The 20502-nt window shown below is 61.7% G+C and carries 20 protein-coding genes; 13 read left to right on the top strand and 7 right to left on the bottom strand.

Going from position 1 to position 20502, the window contains the following annotated elements; genetic code table 11:
- The coding region (locus ABI546_RS07815; protein ID WP_348045766.1) for a CHC2 zinc finger domain-containing protein at nucleotides 1–694 on the bottom strand (694 nt) is incomplete at its 3' end.
- Between the two features lie 182 nt (nucleotides 695–876).
- Between ABI546_RS07815 and ABI546_RS07820 the strand changes: the two genes are divergently transcribed.
- Nucleotides 877–1773 (top strand): YihY/virulence factor BrkB family protein, encoded by an 897-nt coding sequence (locus ABI546_RS07820; protein WP_348045768.1) that lies wholly within the window; start codon nucleotides 877–879, stop codon nucleotides 1771–1773.
- Here ABI546_RS07820 and ggt read toward each other — a convergent pair whose 3' ends face one another.
- The gene (gene ggt, locus ABI546_RS07825) at nucleotides 1774–3642 is read right to left on the bottom strand and encodes a gamma-glutamyltransferase (protein ID WP_348045770.1); all 1869 of its coding nucleotides are present in this window, start codon (nucleotides 3640–3642) and stop codon (nucleotides 1774–1776) included.
- Between the two features lie 118 nt (nucleotides 3643–3760).
- On the opposite strand from ggt, the gene ABI546_RS07830 reads away from it, so the two are divergent.
- On the top strand, nucleotides 3761–4693 hold the full coding sequence (locus ABI546_RS07830) for a LysR family transcriptional regulator (protein WP_348045772.1): 933 nt from the start codon (nucleotides 3761–3763) through the stop codon (nucleotides 4691–4693).
- 26 nt (nucleotides 4694–4719) lie between these two features.
- Here the strand turns inward: ABI546_RS07830 and ABI546_RS07835 are convergent, their stop codons facing one another.
- Complete coding sequence (locus ABI546_RS07835) at nucleotides 4720–5487, bottom strand: 3-hydroxyacyl-CoA dehydrogenase (RefSeq protein WP_348045774.1); 768 nt, start codon at nucleotides 5485–5487, stop codon at nucleotides 4720–4722.
- Between the two features lie 195 nt (nucleotides 5488–5682).
- On the bottom strand, nucleotides 5683–6726 hold the full coding sequence (locus ABI546_RS07840) for an extracellular solute-binding protein (protein ID WP_348045776.1): 1044 nt from the start codon (nucleotides 6724–6726) through the stop codon (nucleotides 5683–5685).
- 120 nt (nucleotides 6727–6846) lie between these two features.
- On the opposite strand from ABI546_RS07840, the gene ABI546_RS07845 reads away from it, so the two are divergent.
- Nucleotides 6847–7731, top strand: coding sequence for a patatin-like phospholipase family protein (locus ABI546_RS07845; RefSeq protein ID WP_348045778.1), 885 nt, complete (start codon nucleotides 6847–6849; stop codon nucleotides 7729–7731).
- A 233-nt stretch (nucleotides 7732–7964) separates the two neighbouring features.
- Here the strand turns inward: ABI546_RS07845 and ABI546_RS07850 are convergent, their stop codons facing one another.
- The gene (locus tag ABI546_RS07850) at nucleotides 7965–8510 is read right to left on the bottom strand and encodes a phasin family protein (protein WP_348045867.1); all 546 of its coding nucleotides are present in this window, start codon (nucleotides 8508–8510) and stop codon (nucleotides 7965–7967) included.
- A 266-nt stretch (nucleotides 8511–8776) separates the two neighbouring features.
- Here ABI546_RS07850 and ABI546_RS07855 point away from each other — a divergent pair, with 266 nt between their 5' ends.
- From ABI546_RS07855 to ABI546_RS07900, 10 genes are all read left to right on the top strand, one after another.
- A complete protein-coding gene (locus tag ABI546_RS07855; RefSeq protein ID WP_348045780.1) occupies nucleotides 8777–9724 on the top strand; it encodes a histone deacetylase in 948 nt (315 codons plus the stop codon).
- Nucleotides 9725–9816: 92 nt separating this feature from the next.
- Nucleotides 9817–10824 carry an NAD(P)H-binding protein gene (locus ABI546_RS07860; protein WP_348045782.1) on the top strand — a complete coding sequence of 336 codons (1008 nt, stop codon included), beginning with the start codon at nucleotides 9817–9819 and terminating at the stop codon, nucleotides 10822–10824.
- Nucleotides 10796–11239, top strand: coding sequence for a thioesterase family protein (locus ABI546_RS07865; protein ID WP_348045784.1), 444 nt, complete (start codon nucleotides 10796–10798; stop codon nucleotides 11237–11239). The genes ABI546_RS07860 and ABI546_RS07865 overlap by 29 nt, the downstream gene beginning before the upstream one ends.
- On the top strand, nucleotides 11236–11982 hold the full coding sequence (locus ABI546_RS07870) for a nitroreductase (protein ID WP_348045786.1): 747 nt from the start codon (nucleotides 11236–11238) through the stop codon (nucleotides 11980–11982). Before ABI546_RS07865 ends, ABI546_RS07870 begins: the two co-directional genes overlap by 4 nt.
- Nucleotides 11983–12123: 141 nt before the next feature.
- Complete coding sequence (locus tag ABI546_RS07875; RefSeq protein ID WP_348045788.1) at nucleotides 12124–12477, top strand: FKBP-type peptidyl-prolyl cis-trans isomerase; 354 nt, start codon at nucleotides 12124–12126, stop codon at nucleotides 12475–12477.
- A 102-nt stretch (nucleotides 12478–12579) separates the two neighbouring features.
- Nucleotides 12580–13767, top strand: coding sequence for a nicotinate phosphoribosyltransferase (gene pncB, locus ABI546_RS07880; protein WP_348045790.1), 1188 nt, complete (start codon nucleotides 12580–12582; stop codon nucleotides 13765–13767).
- Nucleotides 13768–13832: 65 nt separating this feature from the next.
- The gene (locus ABI546_RS07885) at nucleotides 13833–15242 is read left to right on the top strand and encodes a sodium:proton antiporter (RefSeq protein ID WP_348045869.1); all 1410 of its coding nucleotides are present in this window, start codon (nucleotides 13833–13835) and stop codon (nucleotides 15240–15242) included.
- A gap of 16 nt (nucleotides 15243–15258) precedes the next feature.
- A complete protein-coding gene (locus ABI546_RS07890) occupies nucleotides 15259–16245 on the top strand; it encodes a D-glycerate dehydrogenase (RefSeq protein WP_348045792.1) in 987 nt (328 codons plus the stop codon).
- A gap of 25 nt (nucleotides 16246–16270) precedes the next feature.
- The gene (rmuC, locus tag ABI546_RS07895; RefSeq protein ID WP_348045794.1) at nucleotides 16271–17623 is read left to right on the top strand and encodes a DNA recombination protein RmuC; all 1353 of its coding nucleotides are present in this window, start codon (nucleotides 16271–16273) and stop codon (nucleotides 17621–17623) included.
- 75 nt (nucleotides 17624–17698) lie between these two features.
- On the top strand, nucleotides 17699–18916 hold the full coding sequence (locus ABI546_RS07900; RefSeq protein WP_348045796.1) for an MFS transporter: 1218 nt from the start codon (nucleotides 17699–17701) through the stop codon (nucleotides 18914–18916).
- Here the strand turns inward: ABI546_RS07900 and ABI546_RS07905 are convergent.
- Together ABI546_RS07905 and efp are read right to left on the bottom strand one after the other, a co-directional pair.
- On the bottom strand, nucleotides 18894–19757 hold the full coding sequence (locus ABI546_RS07905) for a TIGR00730 family Rossman fold protein (RefSeq protein WP_348045798.1): 864 nt from the start codon (nucleotides 19755–19757) through the stop codon (nucleotides 18894–18896). The genes ABI546_RS07900 and ABI546_RS07905 overlap by 23 nt on opposite strands.
- Before the next feature lie 101 nt (nucleotides 19758–19858).
- Nucleotides 19859–20413 (bottom strand): elongation factor P, encoded by a 555-nt coding sequence (gene efp, locus ABI546_RS07910; protein WP_092126478.1) that lies wholly within the window; start codon nucleotides 20411–20413, stop codon nucleotides 19859–19861.
- Nucleotides 20414–20502 lie beyond the last annotated feature (89 nt).

Consider the following 20502-nt stretch of genomic DNA (forward strand, 5'->3'; position numbering starts at 1 on the left):
CGTCGCCCAGCACACGGCCGCCAAAGCCTATGCATTCGCCCTTGACGTTGCGGATGGGGAACATGACCCGGTCACGAAAACGGTCATAGCGTTTGGCTTCACCGGCAGCGTTTTCTTCGCCGGGCTCTCCGGTGATGACCAGGCCGCTCTCCACCAGCAGCGGGTCGTTGTAATCCGGAAAGACGCTGGCCAGGCTGCGCCAGCCTTCAGGCGCATAGCCCAAGCCAAATGTCTTGGCAACTTCGCCCGAAACGCCGCGGCCCTTGAAGTAGTCGATGGCGCGCTCGGAGTTGCGCAGGGCCTTGATGTAGGCGGCGCCAGCTTTTTCAAGCACGCTGGTGAGCGTGGCCTGCTGCTCGCGCATCTGGGCGGCGCGGGCGCGGTCTTGCGGCGAGACATCGTCTTCAGGCACCTGCAGGCCGTATTGTTGCGACAGGTCTTTCACTGCCTCAATAAACGTCATGCCACCGTATTCCGTCATGAACTTGATCGCATCCCCGCTGACACCGCAGCCAAAGCAGTGATAGAACTGCTTGGTCGGGCTGACCGAGAAAGAGGGTGATTTTTCACCGTGGAAGGGGCACAGCCCCATGAAGTTGGCGCCGCCTTTCTTGAGTTGCACATGGCGGCCCACGATATCGACGATATCGGCTCGCGCGAGCAGCTCCTGGATGAATGATGAGGGAATGGCCATGGGGTGGAAAGAGGGGGGTCAATTTAGCACACGCGTCCCGGGCGGAGGCGACTCACACCCTGATAGCCCCCGGCGTTCATGGGTGCTGGGCTGACACGCATTGGCGCCATCTGGAGGCAGTGGGCGCCGCGGCAGCTTTTCATAATGAGCTTTTCCTTGCAGCCCCGCAGCGGGGCTTTTCAATGACGCTTGCCCCCAACCTTGCCTATGTCTTCAGCCATCCGGGCGCTTTCACGCTTCGGGTGCTCAAGGGCTTTCGCGCCAACCAGGGCCTGCTGCTGGCCGGTGCGGTCGCCTATTACGCGCTGCTGTCCATCGTGCCGCTGCTGATCCTCGTCGCGATTGCGCTGTCGCATGTGATTGACCAGGACGCGTTGCTGCAGGCGCTGGGGCGCTACATCGGCTGGCTCGCGCCCGGACAGGGCGGTTTCATCACGTCGGAGCTGGCCAACTTCCTGGCGCACCGCGAAGTGATGGGCTGGGTGCTGCTGGCCACCATGCTGTTTTTCAGTTCGCTGGCTTTCACGGTACTGGAAAACGCCATGTCGGTTATCTTTTTGCACCGCGTGGCGATTCGCCGCCGCCACATGCTGGTGTCTGCCGTTTTGCCCTATTGCTACATCCTGTCCGTGGGCTTGGGCTTGTTGCTGGTCACGCTGGTCTCGGGCAGCCTGCAGGCGCTCGGTGAAAAAAGCGTGGACTTCCTGGGTCTGGAATGGTCGCTCAGCGGGTTTTCCGGCGCGCTGCTGTACCTGCTGGGCCTGGCGGGCGAGATACTTCTGCTGACCTCGCTGTACATGGTGATGCCAGTGGGCCGTCTGCAATGGCGGCACGCGCTGCTGGGCGGCGTGACCGCCGCGCTGCTCTGGGAGCTGACGCGCCACCTTCTTGTTTGGTACTTCTCCACGCTGTCGCAAGTCGGCCTGGTGTATGGCTCACTCACCACTTCCATCCTGGTACTGTTGAGTCTGGAAGTGGCGGCCACCTTGCTGCTGCTTGGCGCGCAGGTGATTTCAGAATATGAGCGCCTGGGCACGGCCCGGCAGGACCAGCCTGCCAAGCCCATGCGGCTGGGCTAGCTAGTCCCCCAGCACCAGCCCTTCACGACGCGGGTCGGCGCCGCCGAAGAAGCCCTGAGGCGTTTTCTGGATGGCTTGCAGGCCGCTGGTCATGGTCTGCTCACGCACTTCGGCGCCGCGGCTTCGCAGCGCTTCGACCGTTGCGGGTGAAAAGCGCTTTTCTTCCAGGATGCTCGGGCCGTTAAGCGATGCGAAGTTGGGCAGGTCGATCGCCTGCTGGGCGTTCAGGCTCCAGTTCAGCGTGCCGTAAAGCGTTTTGGCCGTGAAGTGGATGATGAGCGCGCCGCCGGGGCTGCCGCCGCTCATGACGAGCTGCCCTGAGGCTTTGTCAAACACCAGCGTGGGCGCCATCGACGAGCGGGGGCGTTTGCCGGCCTGCACGCGGTTGGCCACGGGTTTGCCTTCTGCGTCTGCCGGCGCGAAGCTGAAGTCGGTGAGTTCGTTGTTCAACAAAAAGCCGCCGGCCTTGTCGGTGCCGCCATCGGTCATCAGGCGCGAGCCGAACTGGTCTTCAATCGTCGTGGTCATGGCGATCGCATTGCCGTAGCCGTCGATGATGCTGATATGCGAGGTGCCGTACTCGGGTTGGTCGGGCATCGGGGCGTAGGCCGTCTTGACGGCGCCGGGAACGCCCGGTTTGGCGGTCTTCATGCTGGGACCGGTGGGCTGGATCAGTTTGGCGCGCTCGCTCAGGTAAGCGGGATCCAGCAGGCTCATCCAGTTGCCGCCAGGCGCCTGTACAAAGTCGGGGTCGCCCAGGTATTGGGCGCGGTCTGCGAACGCGAGGCGCGAGGCCTCGGTGTACAGGTGCAGCCAGTCGGCAGAAGGAGTTGGCGAGACTGTGCCCGGAACGCCGCCGGTGCCGGTCACCAGGCCCAGCGTGGCGGCAGGCGTGTTGTTCAGGATGCCCAGGATTTGAGCAACCGCAATCGCCCCCGAACTGGGCGGTGGCATGCCGCAGAGGCGGTAGGCCTTGCCGGCCGCGTTGTAGTCTGAACAGATCGGGTCACGCTTTTTGGGCTGGTAACCGGCCAGGTCACCCATGGCCAGCTTGCCGGGGTTGTTGGCGTGGCCCTGCACCTTGGTGACGATGGCTTGCGCGACCTTGCCCTCGAGTAGCGCACTGGATCCTTTTGCTGCGATTTGCCGAAGCACGTCGGCCAGCGCCGGGTTGCGCAATACAGAGCCCGCATCGATGGGGTTGCCATCGGCCTTGTAGAAGTAGGCCGCGGCGGTGGCGTCTTTCTTCAGATGCACTTCGCCCTTGAGCAAGGTATTGAGCCGCGGGCTGACCTTGAAGCCTCCTTCGGCGAGCTGGATGGCCGGCACAAACAACTGGGCCCACGGCAGGCGCCCGTATTGCTTGTGGGCCATTTCCAGCATGCGCACGGTACCCGGCGTACCGACGGAACGGCCACCGACCACGCCGTCGTAAAACGCCATGGGTTTGCCGTCGGCGCCGATGAACAGTTTTTCATCTGCCGCAGCGGGTGCCGTTTCGCGGCCGTCAAAGGCTTCGACCTTGCCTCCGCTGGCATGCAGCAAAAATGCGCCGCCGCCTATGCCGCTCGATTGCGGTTCTACCAGCGCGAGCACCATTTGCACGGCAATCGCCGCGTCGATGGCTGAACCCCCGGCCTTGAGCACCTGGTAGCCCGCGTCGGTGGCCAGCGGGTTGGCAGCCGCCACCGCGAAGGTCTTCGTCGCCCAGCCCGGTTTGGGCGTGAAGCCCGAGGAGCCTTCGGGTTGCATGTACTTGGTGCCGCGCGCCACCTCATCGGCAGGGACCTGGTAGTTGAACGCGGTGGGGCTGCTGGCGCAGGCGGCGAGCAGCGTGGTGGCTGCCAGCGCCGGGAAGGCGTGTCTCATGGGATATCCTTGAATGTCGTGATGGCGTCATGGGGCTTGAACAGGTTCTGATGCCCGTTGGCAAATATATCGAGCGCCCCTTCGCCCCACAATGGCGTTTCGGAGAAATCACTCTTCCATGGAATTTGACAATCTCGATACGTTGCGCGTGCTGCTCGCCACCGCAGAAACCGGCAGCCTCACGGGTGCGGGCAAACGCTGCCGGCTGTCCACGGCGGCAGTCAGCGCGGCGATCAAGCGGCTGGAAACCTCGCTGGGTGTGCGTCTCTTCGAGCGCACCACGCGTGTGGTGCGGCCCACGGCCGAGGGTGCTGTCATGGTCGACCATGCGCGCCGTGCGCTCGAACTGGTGTCTGAAGGGCAGGCCAAGGTGCGTGCCGGCACGTTCGGCCTGACGGGCAACATTCGGATCACCGCCACCGCCATGCTGGCCCGTGAAATGCTGGCGTATTGGCTGGCTGAATTTGCCAGCATCCATCCCGGCATTGAAATTGACCTGCAGATCAGCGATGCGCGCGTGGACCTGGTGCGCGAAGGCATAGACATCGCGCTTCGCAACGGCCCTTTGATGGATTCGACGCATTCGGCGCGCCTGCTGGCGCCGGCCCGGCGCGTGGCCTGCGCCAGCCCCGATTACCTGGCGCGCCGAGGTACGCCACAGGTGCCTTGCGAGCTCGCGCAACACGACTGCCTGGTTTGTCATGTGCGCGAGCGGCGGCAAGACCAGTGGCAGTTTGAATTGCAGGGAGAAGCCAGTGCGCCCTTTCAGGTGCGCGTGGCAGGGCCGCTGGCCTGCAACGACGCGTCGATTGCGTTGCAGTGGGCACTGGAGGGGCGGGGCATTGTCTACCAGTCCGAGATCGACCTCATGGCCTCTTTGGCCGGCGGCGAACTGGTGCGCCTGTTTGCGGGGCACCTCGGAGAACCGGCGCCGCTGTATGCCGTTGTGCCGAGCCGGCACTATGTGCCTGCGCGTGTGAACGAGGTGATTGAGCGGCTTTCAGCGCAGGTGACCGAGCGGCTGGCAGCGTTACATCCGCCGGCAGCCTGAAACTGCTGCGTGCGGTTTCGTGTCGCTTAGCGCGGTGCCAGGCGGATCGCGCCGTCAAGGCGAATCACTTCGCCGTTGAGCATGTCGTTTTCGATGATGTGCTTGGCCAGCTTGGCGTAGTCTTGCGGCGTACCCAGGCGCGACGGGAAGGGGACGCCTGCCGCCAACGAGTCCTGCACTTCCTGCGGCATGCCGAACAGCATGGGCGTGCCGAAGATGCCGGGAGCGATGGTCATGTTGCGGATGCCGTTGCGCGCCAGGTCGCGGGCGATGGGCAGGGTCATGCCGACGATGCCGCCCTTGGAGGCGCTGTAGGCAGCCTGGCCGATCTGGCCGTCGTAAGCCGCGACGGAGGCGGTGGAAATCAGCACGCCGCGCTCGCCGGTGGATTCAGGCTCGTTCTTGCACATGGCGTCGGCTGCCAGGCGGATCATGTTGAAGCTGCCGATCAGGTTGACGGTGACGGTCTTGCTGAAAGCGGCCAGGCCGTGCGCGCCGTTCTTACCCACGGTCTTCTCGGCGGGCGCAATGCCGGCGCAGTTCACGAGACCCATCAGCTTGCCCATGGCGACAGCCTTGGCCACCACGGCCTGGCCGTCGGCTTCCTGACTCACGTCGCACTTGACGAAAGCGGCTTTGCCTTCGCCCAGCTCTTTGGCGATGGCTTCGCCTTTGTCGGCCTGCATGTCGGCGATGACGACTTTCGCGCCATTGGCCACCAGCATGCGCGCCGTGCCTTCACCCAGGCCCGATGCGCCGCCGGTGACGATAAATACTTTGCCTGCGATATCCATGGTGTTCCTTGATGAAATGAGTCAGAAGAGTTTGAAGGACCTGCGTGAACGCCTGTGCTGATGGGCAAACGGGACTTGCTGCATGACGGTTTTAGGTGACGTTAACGTAAACGTCAATTATGGCGCATGAGTGGCGCATGAAAAAAACCCGGCGCCTGTCGGCGGCCGGGCTTTTCATCAATGTGAGGTGCTGCCTTATTTGTAGCCCACGCGGTCCAGCATCTGCTGCACCTTGAGCTGGTTGTTGCCCACGGCGCTGATCGGAATGGTTTCCGACTTGAAGCTGCCATTGCCCGACGAGGTCATGGCCTTGAGCGCCGGATTGCTGACTGCCAGGCCTGGAACGGCAGGCCATTCGTTGTTGCCGTTGGCGAAGTATTCCTGCGCACTGGGGCTGGCCAGGTATTCCATGAACTTGATGGCGTTAGCCGTGTTCTTGGCGTTCTTGGCCACGGCGGCGCCGGCGATGTTCACGTGTGTGCCCCAGCTGTCCTGGTTGGGAAACACCACGCCGACGCGGTCGGCAACGACTTTGTCGTCAGGCGCATTGGAACGCATGATGCGCGCCAGGTAATAGGTGTTGGTCAGCGCAATGCCGCATTCGCCGCTGGCCACGGCTTTGATCTGGTCGCTGTCGCCGCCCTTGGGGTCGCGCGCCATGTTGGCGACCATGCCCTTGAGCCACTGCTCGGCCTTGGCTTCGCCCAGGTGTTCCGTCACGGCGCCGAACAGCGACAGGTTGTAGGGGTGCGCGCCCGAACGTGTGCACAGCAGGCCTTTGTTCTTCGGGTCGGCCAGCTCTTCGTAGGTGTCCACGTCGGCCTTTTTGACCTTGAGTTTGTCGTAGACCACAACACGCGCGCGTGTGGAGAAGCCAAACCAGGTCGTGCCTTCGGCGGTTTCCTTGGCGCGCAGCTTGGCCGGAATGGCGGCTTCCAGGGCCGGTGATCTGATCGGTTTGAACAGGCCGTCCACGTCGCCCTTCCAGAGGCGGGCGGCGTCCACCAGCAAAATCACGTCGGCGGGAGAGGCAGCGCCTTCAGCTTTGAGGCGGGCCAGAATGCCGGCGTCGTCGGCGTCCACGCGGTTGACTTTGATACCGGTGGCTTTGGTGAAGTCGCTGTAGAGCTTCTCGTCCGTCTGGTAATGGCGGGCAGAATACAAGTTAACTACTTGTTCCTGCGCCGAAGCGAAGCCGGCCAGCAGCATCAGCGACGAGAGAATCATTTTTTTGTACATAACTTTCCACTGGTATTTTGAAGCCCGGCCATGATAAATCAAATAAGAATCATTCTTGCTAGTTCCCCTACGTGGCGCAAGCCTTCGCGGGGGCGGAAGTGGCTGTCCAGGCTTGGCCTGGTGACGGCTCTGACGTTGCTGGCTGGCTGCGTCACGTCGCCCATCGTTCCGGGTGCGCCCGTTGCGGCGCCGCCGTCGGAGGCTGCCAGAAAGCCGGTGCGTATCGGTCTCGCCTTGGGCGGCGGGGCCGCGCGCGGCTTCGCGCATGTCGGCGTGATCGCCGTGCTCGAGGAGGCCGGGCTCAAGCCGCAACTGGTGGTTGGCACATCGGCCGGTAGCCTGGTGGCGGCACTGTATGCCAGCGGCAAGACCAGCGCGCAGCTGCAGCAGACTGCGCTGAACATGGAAGAGGTCGCCATTACCGACTGGATGCTGCCCATCATCGGCCGCGGCATGTTTCGCGGCGATGCCTTGGCCCGCTATGTCAACGAGCTGGTGGCTAACCGATTGATGGAAAACATGGCGATTCCGCTGGGGATTGTGGCCACCGACCTCAACAGCGGCCAGGCAGTGTTGTTCCAGCGCGGCGATACCGGCACGGCGGTGCGCGCGTCCAGCGCGGTGCCGGCGGTGTTTGTGCCCGTCAAGATCAGTGGCCGCGAGTATGTCGATGGTGGACTGGTCTCGCCGGTGCCGGTGCGTTTTGCGCGGCAGATGGGAGCGGACGTGGTAATTGCCGTCGACATTTCCAGCCCGCCTGAAGCCAACCCGGCCGGCGATACGCTGCAAATCCTTTTGCAGACTTTTGCCATCATGGGCAAAAGCATCAACCAGTACGAGCTCAAGGATGCCGACGTGGTGGTCCGGCCCTCGCTCACGGGTTTGAAAAGTGCCGACTTCTCGGCGAGGCAGCGCGCCATCGATTCAGGCCGGGCGGCCATGTTGGCGGCGCTGCCGCAACTGAGGGCAAAACTGGCAGCGGCGGGGATGGGGTTGCCGAGGTAGTTGCTATTGTTTTGATAGCTGCTTGCGCCCGGCCTTATTGGGCAGACCGCCAAAATGGCTTAAAGCCAGATGCGCCAAGGCAAAAAAAAGCCCAATCTTGCGATTGGGCTTAACTGGATCCATGAAATGAATTCGAACGGATCCGAGGAGACAAGGGGTCTGGAATCCTGTTGAACAGGATTCCGGTTTCAGGCTCCGGCCGTTCCCGTATGCACGGGAGCGGTAGATGAAAATTAACGCTTTTTGGATGCCGTCTTGGTTGCGCTGACTGCGGATGCAGCCACCGTGTTGAAGTTGGCTTCAGCCATTTCGCTGGCTTGTTTGACGGCCTTTTGCATGGATTCGAAAGCGTTGTTCGCAGCAGCGACGGCGCTCTTCATCACAGCCACAGCGGTTTCGGAACCAGCCGGTGCGTTCTTGGAAGCGTTGTCGACCAAGCCCACGAATTTCTTCTGTGCGTCAGAGGTCTGGGCTTCAAAGGTTTTGCCGAGGTCGGCGCCGGCAGCCGAAGCGATGTCATACAGGTGACGGCTGTAGGCGGCGGTTTTTTCAGCCAGGGGCTGGACCAGGCCGGCTTGCAGGGCCATCAGTTCTTGTGCGTCTTTCACGCCCATCACGGCTTGTGCGTGGTTGGCGGTTTCGGCCAGAGCGGCTTTGGTGGCTTGTACGTTCAGTTCGACCAGTTTTTCAACGCCTTCAAAGGCTTTGTGGGTCAGACCAAACAGGGTTTCGATGTTGGCTTTGTGCGATGCAAGGATTTGTTCAGCGGTCAGCATAATGAATCTCCAAATATAGGTTGGTAAGTTGTCGGTCAGTAGTTGCTTTGCGCTGTATTGCTGCACTGCAACATGACCCTAAGTATAGGGATTGGCCAGAGCATTGCAAGTGATTTTTGTTGCAGTGCAGCATTTTAGGGGCCAGGCCCTATTTGCCTCTGTAAAAATTGCTTGAAAAGTACTCAATTTGCCCCGTAGGCGCAGTTGAGGTACTACATGTCTCACCTCTGATCTGTAGCCAAATCGAATAACCCTTCTTCGGAATCGCATTGCAAGCTTTCTACGCCGACAACTTTGTATTGCCGCTGCCGCCGGGGCACCGGTTTCCCATGGCCAAGTACCGGCTGCTGCGCGACCGCCTGGTCAACGAACTACCCGCTGTTCGAATGACGCAGGCGCCTGCCGCCACAGACGGCGAGCTGGCCCTCGTTCACACGCCGGGTTATGTAGATGCCATTGCCCATGGCTGCTTGCCTGCCGCGGCGCAGCGTGAAATCGGCTTTCCCTGGAGTCCGGGCATGGCGGAACGGGCCCGGCGCTCCGCGGGCGCCACCATCGCGGCGGCCCGCGTGGCGATAGGAGCCGCGAGCCGAAAGGGCGAGGGCGTCGCCGCCAATCTGGCGGGCGGAACCCATCATTCCTATGCCGACAAGGGCGGGGGGTTTTGCGTCTTCAATGACGCGGCGGTGGCCGCCAGGCTGATGCAGGCGGAGTGGGCGCGGCAGCACCGCCATGAGCGCCGGCCGCTGCAGGTCGCCATTGTTGATCTCGATGTACACCAGGGCAATGGCACGGCCAGTATTTTCCGGGGCGACCACAGCGTGTTCACGCTTTCATTGCACGGGCAGAAGAACTTCCCGTTTCGCAAGGAGGCCAGCGACCTTGACGTGGACTTGCCAGACGGCTGCGGTGACGCGGCTTACCTGCAGGCGCTGGAGCATGCGCTCGACGAGCTGGAGCGGCGTTTCGAGCCAGGGTTGTTGCTGTTCCTGGCGGGCGCTGATCCCTACGAAGGCGATCGACTGGGCCGCCTGGCCCTGAGCTTCGACGGCCTGGAGGCGCGTGACCGGCGCGTCTTTGACTGGGCCTGGCAACGCCGCATTCCGCTGGCGTTTTCGATGGCGGGTGGCTATGGCGTGAACATTGATGAAACCGTGCAGGTGCAGATGAACACCTATCGGGTGGCGCTCGAATACTGGAAGCGCTGGAACCCATAGCGACTGCCATCGAAGGGGTTTGCAGGAAATTGCTGCTACATTGCCTTGGCCTCTGTGCAGCCCACATAAAAAATCATAAGAAGCAGCAAAACATGCCGTTGCCTGACCCTGCAGACTCTTCGCAAAACGCTTCTGCCCGAGCCCTCCGTGTCCTGGTGCTGGGCGGTACCGGCTTCATTGGCCGCCACGCCGTGGCGGCGTTGCATGCTTCGGGCACGCAGGTCTCGATAGGCAGCCGCCATCCCGAGCGTCACGAAAGCAACTATCCCTTTGCTGTTTTGCGCCTTGCCCGGTTCGAGCAGTTGTTGCATCCCGATGCCTGGGCGCCCTTGTTGAAAGATGTGGATGTGGTTGTCAACTGCGTGGGCATCCTGCGCCAGCGGCCGAATGAGTCTTATGACGACGTGCACCACCGCGCGCCGGCGGCGCTGGCCGTCGCGTGCGCCGGCGCCGGCATAAAGCTTATCCATACCTCCGCCCTGGCACTGCACGAAGGTGCCCAAAGCCGCTTCCTGTCCAGCAAGCTGCTTGGCGAATACGCCATTGAGGCTTCCGGCGGCGACTACGCCATCGTGCGTCCTTCTTTGCTGGACGGCGAAGGGGGCTTTGGCGCTCGCTGGCTGCGCGGCTTGTCGCGCTCGCCGATTCAATTCATCCCTCGCGGCGCGCGCGGTGGCATCGCGGCAATGGCCGCCACCGATCTTGGGCAAGCGTTCGCCGCGCTGGCGGCTCTTCCTTCGCTGGCCAGTCATCGTGAGGTGGAGCTCGGTGGCACGCGCCGTTATGGCTATGCCGAATACCTGCGTGAGCTTCGCGCAGACTACACCGGCACCCGCGCGCTGCAGATTCCGTTGCCCAACTGGGCGGCCCGCCTGGGCGCACATGTGTGCGACGCGCTGCACTTTTCACCCTTCTCATACGGACACTGGATTTTGCTGCAGCGGGACAACATGCCTTCACCCAACCGGCTGCCCGAGTTGCTGGGGCGTGAGCCGCTTCCGATCAGGTCACCGGGCGCTCCCACGATTCGCCGCCGGCCCGGCGCGGTTCACGCTGGCAAAATAGGCCCTCATGACCTCCCCGACACGCCCGCAGGCTGAAGCCCGTAGCGCCTACAAAGCTTTTCGTGACATCGGCACCCGTTGGTCCGACAACGATGTTTACGGCCACGTCAACAACGTTGTTTACTACAGCTGGTTTGATACCGCCGTTAACGGTCTCCTGATTGAACGCGGAGCCATCGACATCCACAGCGGCAGCGTGATCGGCCTGGTGATCGAAACCCAGTGCAACTACTTTGCGCCGCTGGCTTTTCCGGAGCCTGTCGTTGCGGGCATCCGCGTGGCGCATGTGGGCTCTTCCAGCGTGCGCTACGAAGTGGCCCTGTTTCCCGGCGACGAGGGTGCGCTGTGCGCGGCCCGGGGCCATTTCATTCATGTGTACGTCGACCGTGCCACGCGCAGGCCAGCGCCGCTGCCCCCCGAACTGCTTTCTGTACTGGAGACCTTGCAATGACCCTGGCACCGCCCGTGCTTCCCTATATCACCCCGCGCCGCGCGGGCGATGCGCGAAATGCGGTGGACGAAGCCATCGTGAGCCGTCAGTCAATCCGCCAGTTTTTACCCCAATCGGTGCCGCGCGAAAGCATAGCCCACCTGCTGGAAGTTGCCAGCCGTGCGCCCTCGGGCACCAACACGCAGCCCTGGAAGGCCTATGTGTTGCAAGGCACCAGCCGGGATCAACTGGTGAGCAAGGTCTGCGATGCGCACGACGCCCTGCGGGCCAACCCCGCACTGGCGGCTGAATACAAGGAGGAATACGATTATTACCCTGAGCAGTGGGTCTCGCCCTACATAGACCGCCGCCGCGAAAACGGCTGGGGTCTCTATGGCCTGTTGGGCATCACCAAGGGCGACAAAGACAAGATGCATGCGCAGCATCAACGCAATTTCCAGTTGTTCGATGCGCCGGTGGGTTTGATGTTCACGCTGGACCGCGTGATGGGCCGCGGGTCGCTGGTGGACTACGGCATGTTCATGCAGAGCCTCATGGTCGCCGCCCGCGGCCTCGGCCTGCACACCTGCCCACAAGCGGCCTGGAACGGCTTTGCCAAAATCATCCTGCCGCATATCGGCGCGGGTGATGGCGAGATGCTGGTATGCGGCATGGCGCTGGGTTATGCCGACGAAACGGCACTCGTCAACACCTTCCGTACGCCGCGGGTGCCGGCCTCCGAATTCACCACATGGCTTGACTAGAAGCGGCGCTGCTGCATCCCCGCACGCGCCTGCTGGTTTAGGCGTTGCGGGTAAAGTCAGGGATTCGCGAAAAGACGCGATTCCTTTTCGCCCGCTTGGGCAATGTTTTTTTTGTTTCACCTGCTTTAGAAGGACCTCATCATGACTCTCACCACCACTCCTTCCGGCCTGCAATACGAAGATACGGTGCTGGGCACCGGTGCCATCGCCAAGGCGGGGCAGCATGTCAAGGTGCATTACACCGGCTGGCTCTACAACAACGGTACCCAGGGTGCCAAATTCGACTCCAGCAAGGACCGCGGTCAGCCCTTCGAGTTTTCTCTGGGTGCCGGCCAGGTTATCAAGGGCTGGGACGAGGGCGTGCAGGGCATGTCGGTCGGCGGCACGCGTCGCCTGATCATCCCGGCAGAACTGGGCTACGGTGCGCGCGGCGCCGGCGGTGTGATTCCACCGAACGCCACCTTGCTGTTTGAAGTGGATTTTTTGGGCACCTGAATTAGCGCGAGTTGAAGAACCCCAATGCACAGGGTGTGCGACGGGCTGCTCATTTGATTAACCACCAAGGCGTTGCTGCGCCGCGGCCTCCAAGCGTTCTCCATGATCATCACCAGCCTGCTCGACACCGACCTGTACAAGTTCACCATGATGCAGGTGGTGTTGCACCAGTTTCCCGGTGCGGAGGTGGAGTACAGGTTCAAATGCCGCAATGCCGGCGCATCGGGCATTGGCGATCTCGCGCCTTATGTGACCGAAATCCGCGAGGAAATACGTGGCTTGTGCAGCCTGCGCTTTCAGGACGCAGAGCTGGCCTACCTCAAGGCAATGCGCTTTATCAAGAGCGACTTTGTGGATTTCCTGGGCATCTTTCGCCTCAATGAAAAATACGTCAGCGTCAGCGCATTGCCGTCCGGCGAAATCGAGGTGTCCATCAAAGGCCCCTGGCTGCACACCATCCTGTTTGAAATTCCGGTGCTCGCCATCATCAACGAGGTCTACTTTCGCAACACGCAGAAAAAGGCCGATATCAAGGAAGGTCGGCAACGGCTGGACACCAAGATCGCCGAGCTGCAGGCCGATGGCCTGGGCGCGCTGAAGATCGCCGATTACGGCACGCGCCGGCGGTTTGGAAAGGCCTGGCACGAAGAAGTGTTGCGCACGCTGGTGACACGCCTGGGCACAGGCCCGACGGGCCAGCTGGCCGGCACCAGCAACGTGTTGTTCGCCATGAAGCTGGGCTTGACGCCGTTGGGCACCATGGCGCATGAGTACCTGCAGGCCTGCCAGGCACTGGGGCCGCGTCTGCGCGACAGCCAGGTCTTCGGCTTTGAGTCATGGGCCAGGGAGTACCGCGGCGACCTCGGCATCGCACTGTCGGACGTCTACGGCATGAACGCGTTTCTGCGCGATTTCGACATGTATTTCTGCAAGCTGTTCGACGGGGCGCGCCACGACAGCGGAGACCCTTTTCAATGGGGTGAGCGAATGATTGCGCACTACATGATGAACCGGGTCGATCCCAAAACCAAGACGCTGATTTTCAGCGACGGACTCACCGTGCCGCGCACCATCGAGCTCTACCAGCAGTTCAAGGGACGCTGCCAGTTGGCCTTTGGTATCGGGACCAATCTGACCAATGACCTCGGGTATGAGCCGCTGCAAATTGTGATCAAGATGGTCCGTTGCAATGGGCAACCTGTGGCCAAGCTGTCGGACACGCCCTCCAAGAACATGTGCGACGACGAAAAATACCTGGCGTATCTGCGGCAGGTGTTCGAGATTGAATGACTTTCACCAGTCTGATGGCCATGCCTCGCATGGACGCGTAACGATCAAGAGGAAACCGGGACATGATGAAAACTCCACAACGATGGGTGGTGCTGGCGCTGCTTTTTGTATTGCCAAGCCTCTCGTTTGCCGCTGAACTGGACGGAAGCCGGCTGTCAGCCCTGTGGGCGGTGCCGTTTGCCGGCATTTTGCTGTCAATTGCACTGATGCCGCTGATGGCGCCTTCGTTTTGGCATCACCACTACGGCAAGGTTGCTGCAGCGTGGGCGCTGGCTTTTTTTGTGCCATTTGCCGTGCAATACGGTGGCTCTGCCGCTTTTGTCAGTCTGGTGCACGCACTGCTGGCCGAATACATCCCTTTTATCGTGCTGTTGGTTGCACTGTTCACGGTGGCCGGGGGCATTCATATCCGCGGAAACTTGCACGGCAGTCCGGCCCTGAACATTGCGATTCTGGCCATTGGCGCCGTGCTGGCGAGCTTTATGGGGACCACCGGTGCGTCGATGTTGATGCTCAGACCCCTGATCCGGGCCAACGACAACCGCGTGCACAAAGCCCATGTGGTGGTGTTTTTCATTTTCATTGTGTCCAATGCCGGCGGTTCACTCACTCCGTTGGGTGACCCACCCTTGTTCCTGGGCTTTTTGAAGGGTGTTGACTTTTTCTGGACGGTTAAACAGATATTTCCGGAAACGCTTTTTCTGGTAGGTAGCCTGCTTGCCATCTTCTATGCGCTGGACAGCTGGTTTTTCCGCCGGGAAGGCGTGTTGCCGGTCGACCCGACCCCCGATACCCGGCGCTTTGGTTTTGACGGCGCGGCGAATTTCGTGCTGCTTGGCGCCGTGGTGGCGCTGGTGCTGCTCAGCGGGTTCTGGAAGTCGCCATTGTCCTTCCATGTCATGGGCACCGAAGTCGGCCTGCCCGGCCTGGTGCGTGATGTCGGACTGGTGGCGGTCACCTGGATCTCACTCAAGATCACGGCGAAATCCGTACACGATGACAACCAGTTTTCGTGGGGCCCGATGATTGAAGTGGCTAAATTGTTTGCTGGCATTTTCCTCACGATCATTCCCGTAATTGCGATGCTGAAGGCGGGCGTCAACGGACCTTTTGGCGCGGTGGTGTCTGCCGTGACGCGGCCCGACGGGCAGCCCGACCCCACCATGTATTTCTGGGCCACGGGCTTTCTGAGTTCTTTTCTCGACAATGCGCCGACCTACCTGGTGTTCTTCAATACGGCAGGAGGGGACCCGGCCACCTTGATGACCACGTTGGCGCCCACACTGGCCGCAGTATCAGCGGGCGCCGTGTTCATGGGCGCAAACACCTACATCGGCAACGCACCCAACCTTATGGTCAAGGCCATCGCAGAAGACCGCGGCATCAAGATGCCGGGCTTTTTCGGCTACATGGCGTGGTCCTGTTCCATCCTGGTACCGCTGTTCATCATCATGACCTTCATCTGGTTCAAGTAAGGAAAGCATCTTTCTCATGAGCAAACCCAAAATTCTTGTTGCACGCGCGGTTTTTCCTGAAGTCATCGCCCGTCTGGAGCAGCATTTCGACGTCGAGTCCAACCAGAAGGACGAGACCTGGTCCAAGGCGCAGCTGACGGAGCGATTGAAGGGCAAGGAGGGCGCTTTCACCACGGGTGGCGACCGGATTGATGCCGAGGTGCTCGCGGCGTGCCCCGACCTGAAGATCTGCGCCAACATGGCGGTGGGCTACAACAACTTCGACCTGGATGCGATGACCGCAGCCGGAGTCCTCGCCACCAATGCGCCCGATGTGTTGACTGAAACCACGGCCGATTTCGGTTTTGCGCTGTTGATGGCCACGGCCCGGCGCGTCACCGAGAGCGAGCATTACCTGCGCGCCGGCAAATGGACCAAATGGAGCTTTGACATGTTCGCCGGCTCCGACATCCACGGCTCCACGCTGGGCATTCTTGGCATGGGCCGCATCGGGCAGGGCATTGCCAGGCGCGGCGCCCATGGCTTCGGCATGAAAGTGATTTACCACAACCGTTCGCGCCTGGACGCCGCACTGGAAGCGCAATGCAATGCCAGCTATGTCGGCAAAGACGAGTTGCTCAAGACGGCTGACCACCTCGTGCTGGTGGTGCCTTACTCGGCCGCCTCTCACCATGCCATCGGCGCGGCGGAGCTGGCCTTGATGAAACCCACTGCCAACCTGATCAACATCGCGCGCGGCGGCATCGTCGACGACGCCGCGCTGGCTGTCGCGCTGAAGGACAAACGCATCGCGGCCGCCGGGCTGGACGTGTTCGAAGGCGAGCCCAAGGTACACCCGGATTTTCTCACGGTGCCCAACGTGGTCCTGACGCCGCACATCGCCAGCGCCACCATTCCCACGCGCCTGGCCATGGCCAGCCTGGCCGCCGACAACCTGATCGCGTTTTTTGGCGGCAAGAAACCGCTGACGCCGCTCAATCCTGCGGTCTTGACCGGAAAATGAGCGTCAACCGAACCGTGAACACATGATGGAATTCTGGCTGATGATCGTTTTGGGGGTGGCCAACCTGCTGTTGCTGGTCTGGCTTCTGGTGCGCATGCCTGTCCAGCCAGCGGACGAAGGCCGCAACGAGCTGATGACGGGCATGACGGCTGGTCATGACAAGCTTGAGCGTGAGCTGCGGCGCGAGATCGGCGACAACTCGCGCAGCAGCCGGCAAGAGCTGGCCACCACCTTTGCCACGTTTCAGCAGACGCTGGTGCAACAAAGCGCCGAAGCGATTCGCACACAGAATGCACAGATCGACGCGTTTGGCCAGCAACTTACGCTGCTGCAAAAAACGCTGTCCGATACGCTGACCACGCAGCTGCAGTCGGTCAGTGAGTCAAACGCCCGGCGCATGGGCGAAGTGCGCGAGACACTGGAAAAGCAACTGGCGCAACTGCAGCAAACCAATTCGGCCAAGCTCGACGAGATGCGCAAGACGGTTGACGAAAAACTGCAGACCACGCTGGAGGCGCGCCTGGGCGAAAGCTTCAAGCAGGTCGCGGACCGGCTCGAACAGGTGCACAAAGGCCTGGGCGAAATGCAGACCCTGGCGGTCGGCGTGGGCAACCTGCAACGGGTGCTCACCAACGTCAAAACGCGCGGCGTGTTTGGCGAGGTGCAGCTTGAGGCCCTTCTGGAGCAGGTGCTGACGCCCGACCAATATGCCAAGCAGGTTGAAACCAAGCCGCGCAGCGGCCAGCGCGTGGACTTTGCCATCCGCTTTCCGGGGCGGGGCGACGACGGCGAGCCGGTGTGGTTGCCCGTAGATGCGAAATTTCCGCGCGACGACTACGAGCGCCTGCTTGACGCCCACGAGCGCGTGGATGTGCTGGGTGTGGATGTCGCTGGCAAGGCGCTGGAGGCGCGCATTCGCAGCGAAGCCAAATCCATCGCCGAAAACTACCTGGCCGCGCCGCACACCACAGACTTCGCCATTTTGTTTCTCCCGGTCGAGAGCCTTTACGCGGAAGTACTGCGGCGGCCCGGCCTGATGGACGCCATCCAGCGCCAGCATCGCGTTACGCTGGCCGGGCCCACCACCTTTTTGGCCATGCTGAACAGCCTGCACATGGGTTTTCGCACCTTGGCGCTGGAGCAGCAGGCCTCCGAAGTCTGGAAGGTATTGGGCGCCGTCAAGACCGAATTTGAACGGTATGGTGAATGGGTGGCGCGCATCAAGGAACAGGTCGCCAAGGCGTCCGACACGCTGGACAAGGCCGATACGCGCGCCAAGCAGATGCGGCTGGCACTGCGCAAGGTCGAAGCCTTGCCCGAGGCGCAGTCGCAAGAGTTGTTGCCGCCGGCAGCCGACAGCGATGAACCCCTGTTGTGACATTTTATTGCTATCAAATAAATAGCTGGTTGCGCCGGACTGGCGGGCACTACAGCGCTATTTCTCTTGTAAATCATGACGCGTGAACTGGCCCGCCTGATCCTGGCGCAGATCTGCCTGCATGCCTGCATGGCGGGCACCCGCATGGCAGCACCCCTGCTGGCGCTGCGTGAAGGCTACAGCCCCGCAGCCGTGGGTGTGCTGCTGGCGCTTTTTGCCTTGACGCAGGTGTTCCTGGCGCTTCCGGCCGGCCGTTTTGCCGACCGGCACGGACTCCGGCGCCCCATCAGCTACAGCGTGTTTGCCGCGGTGCTGGGCGCCGGTGCAGCGGTGGCTTTTCCGGTGTTTCCGGTGCTGTGCCTGGCTGCGCTGCTGACGGGTGGGGCTACCGGCGCCGCCGTGATCTCGCTTCAACGCCATGTGGGGCGTGCGGCCGCCGGCGCGTTGCAGTTGCGCCAGGTCTTTAGCTGGCTGGCGATCGGCCCGGCGGTCTCGAATTTCATCGGGCCTTTTTCTGCGGGCCTGCTGATTGACCATGCGGGCGCCGAACCGGGCAGCCTTCTTGGTTACCGGGCCGCTTTTTTTCTGATGGCGGTACTGCCCCTGGCCAGCTGGTTTCTGGTTCGCCGCACCCGTGAACTCCCACCCGTGGTTGCGGCCGTCGGTCCGCAGCCCAAAGCCTGGGATTTGTTGCGAGAGCCGGCATTTCGCCGCCTGATGCTGGTGAACTGGTTTTTGTCGTCCTGCTGGGACGTGCACACCTTTGTCGTGCCCGTGCTGGGGTTTGAACGCGGCATCAGCGCCTCTGTCATCGGAACCATTCTGGGCGCATTTGCCGTGGCGGCCGCGCTGATCCGCATGGTGATGCCGCTGGTGGCGGCCCATCTGAAGGAGTGGAAAGTGTTGGTCGCCTCCATGCTGGTGACCGCCGTGCTGTTTGGCGTTTATCCCTTGATGCGCTCGGCGATCGGCATGGGGCTTTGCTCGATATTGCTGGGATTCGCGCTGGGCATGGTGCAGCCCATGGTGATGAGCATGCTGCACCAGATCACACCAGAAGCCCGCCATGGCGAGGCGCTCGGCTTGCGGCTCATGGCGATCAACGGGTCCAGCGTGGTGATGCCCATGTTGTTCGGGACCGCTGGCGCGTTGATCGGCATCGCCGGGGTCTTCTGGGTCACCGGGGTCATGGTGGGCGCCGGTTCGCGCGCGGCCTGGTTACTCAGGAACAGCATGCCTGCGCACGGCGGGCATCACCCCGAAACCAGGCCTACAGACGGTAAAAGTCCTTGATCAGGTCCCAGGCGACCTGCGCGTCGTCCACGTACTGAAACAGCTTCAGGTCGTTGGGTGATATGACGCCTTCCTCGACCAGCATGTCGGTGTTGAGCAGGCTCTTCCAGTAGTTGCTACCGAAAAGAATGATGGGCACCGGTTTGGCTTTGCGGGTCTGCACCAGCGTGACGACTTCAAAGAGCTCATCGAGCGTGCCGAAGCCGCCGGGAAACACCACAAGCGCCTTGGCACGCATCATGAAGTGCATCTTGCGCAAGGCGAAGTAGTGGAACTTGAACGACAGCTCGGGCGGCACGTAAGGGTTGGCGGCTTCTTCCATGGGCAGGGCGATCGCCAGGCCCACGCTCAGGCCGCCGGCCTCGTGCGCACCGCGATTGGCGGCCTGCATGATGCCCGGGCCGCCGCCGGTGCAGATGAAGAGCTTTGACTCGGGCGGCTTGTTTTCGCTGTATTGCGCCACCAGCTTGCCGAAGGTGCGGGCTTTTTCGTAATAGTGGGCATTGCGTGCCAGTTTACGCGCGCGGTCTATGACTTCTACATCGCCGCTGGCCTCGGCTTCGGCCACCATGGTGACGGAATCCTCCTCGCTGCGAAATCGGGCGCTGCCAAAAACCACCACCGTGTTTTCAATGCCATGGGCTTGCTGCTCCAGGTCGGGCTTGAGCAGCTCCAGCTGGAAGCGTATCCCCCGGGTTTCGCGCCGCAGCAAAAACTCCGGGTCGGCAAATGCCAGCCGCGATGCGTCGGCCTCCAGTGGCGTGCCTTCCCTGGCGTGGGCCTGCAGTTCGGCCCAGGCGTTGGCCAGGCGGCTGACGGATAGATCTTGTTTTTGTTCCATGAGCTATTGTGAACGATCAGGCCAGGCGGCTGCTTTTCCAGGTGGGGCCCGCACAAAGCAAAAAGGCTCCGTGAGGAGCCTTTGCGCAGAGCGAAGCGGGTTTAGACGCGCTTGCGGTATTCACCGGTGCGGGTGTCGATTTCCACCACGTCGCCTTGCGCCACGAAGATGGGCACGCCGATTTCAAAACCGGTGGCGAGCTTGGCAGGCTTGAGAACCTTGCCGGAGGTGTCGCCCTTGACGGCGGGTTCGGTCCAGGTGATTTCGCGCTGCACGCTGGTGGGCAGTTCAACGGAGATGGCCTTGCCGTCGTAAAACACGACCTCCAGTTCCATGCCGTCTTGCAGGTAGTTGAGCGAGTCGCCCATGTTTTCGGCTTCGACTTCGTACTGGTTGAACTCGGAGTCCATGCAGACGTACAGCGGATCGGCAAAGTAGGAGTAGGTGCAGTCCTTTTTGTCGAGGACGATCTGGTCGATCTTGTCGTCGGCCTTGAACACCACTTCGGTGTTGAAGTTGGCCACCAGGCTTTTGAGCTTCATGCGCACGGTGGCGGAATTGCGCCCACCGCGGCTGTATTCGGTCTTGAGCACCACCATCGGGTCTTTGCCGTGCATGATGACGTTGCCAGCGCGTATTTCTTGAGCGATTTTCATAGCAGTTTCACTGAGGTAGGCCGCTTAACGCGTGCACCGGTGTGCAGGTTTCGCGGCAGGTTGTGCAGGCGCCAAAGTCCGGTCGACCT

Origin of the sequence: Polaromonas sp. (assembly GCF_039932935.1) — a bacterium.
Lineage (GTDB): Bacteria > Pseudomonadota > Gammaproteobacteria > Burkholderiales > Burkholderiaceae_C > Polaromonas.

Coding starts and splice junctions, on each gene's coding strand:
- rmuC (WP_348045794.1), top strand. CDS start 16,271: ATGGAATTCTGGCTGATGATCGTTTTGGGGGTGGCCAACCTGCTGTTG.
- ABI546_RS07820 (WP_348045768.1), top strand. CDS start 877: ATGACGCTTGCCCCCAACCTTGCCTATGTCTTCAGCCATCCGGGCGCT.
- ABI546_RS07830 (WP_348045772.1), top strand. CDS start 3,761: ATGGAATTTGACAATCTCGATACGTTGCGCGTGCTGCTCGCCACCGCA.
- ABI546_RS07875 (WP_348045788.1), top strand. CDS start 12,124: ATGACTCTCACCACCACTCCTTCCGGCCTGCAATACGAAGATACGGTG.
- ABI546_RS07885 (WP_348045869.1), top strand. CDS start 13,833: ATGAAAACTCCACAACGATGGGTGGTGCTGGCGCTGCTTTTTGTATTG.
- pncB (WP_348045790.1), top strand. CDS start 12,580: ATGATCATCACCAGCCTGCTCGACACCGACCTGTACAAGTTCACCATG.
- ABI546_RS07900 (WP_348045796.1), top strand. CDS start 17,699: ATGACGCGTGAACTGGCCCGCCTGATCCTGGCGCAGATCTGCCTGCAT.
- ABI546_RS07865 (WP_348045784.1), top strand. CDS start 10,796: ATGACCTCCCCGACACGCCCGCAGGCTGAAGCCCGTAGCGCCTACAAA.
- ABI546_RS07905 (WP_348045798.1), bottom strand. CDS start 19,757: ATGGAACAAAAACAAGATCTATCCGTCAGCCGCCTGGCCAACGCCTGG.
- ABI546_RS07835 (WP_348045774.1), bottom strand. CDS start 5,487: ATGGATATCGCAGGCAAAGTATTTATCGTCACCGGCGGCGCATCGGGC.
- ABI546_RS07870 (WP_348045786.1), top strand. CDS start 11,236: ATGACCCTGGCACCGCCCGTGCTTCCCTATATCACCCCGCGCCGCGCG.
- ABI546_RS07860 (WP_348045782.1), top strand. CDS start 9,817: ATGCCGTTGCCTGACCCTGCAGACTCTTCGCAAAACGCTTCTGCCCGA.
- ABI546_RS07840 (WP_348045776.1), bottom strand. CDS start 6,726: ATGTACAAAAAAATGATTCTCTCGTCGCTGATGCTGCTGGCCGGCTTC.
- ABI546_RS07890 (WP_348045792.1), top strand. CDS start 15,259: ATGAGCAAACCCAAAATTCTTGTTGCACGCGCGGTTTTTCCTGAAGTC.
- efp (WP_092126478.1), bottom strand. CDS start 20,413: ATGAAAATCGCTCAAGAAATACGCGCTGGCAACGTCATCATGCACGGC.
- ggt (WP_348045770.1), bottom strand. CDS start 3,642: ATGAGACACGCCTTCCCGGCGCTGGCAGCCACCACGCTGCTCGCCGCC.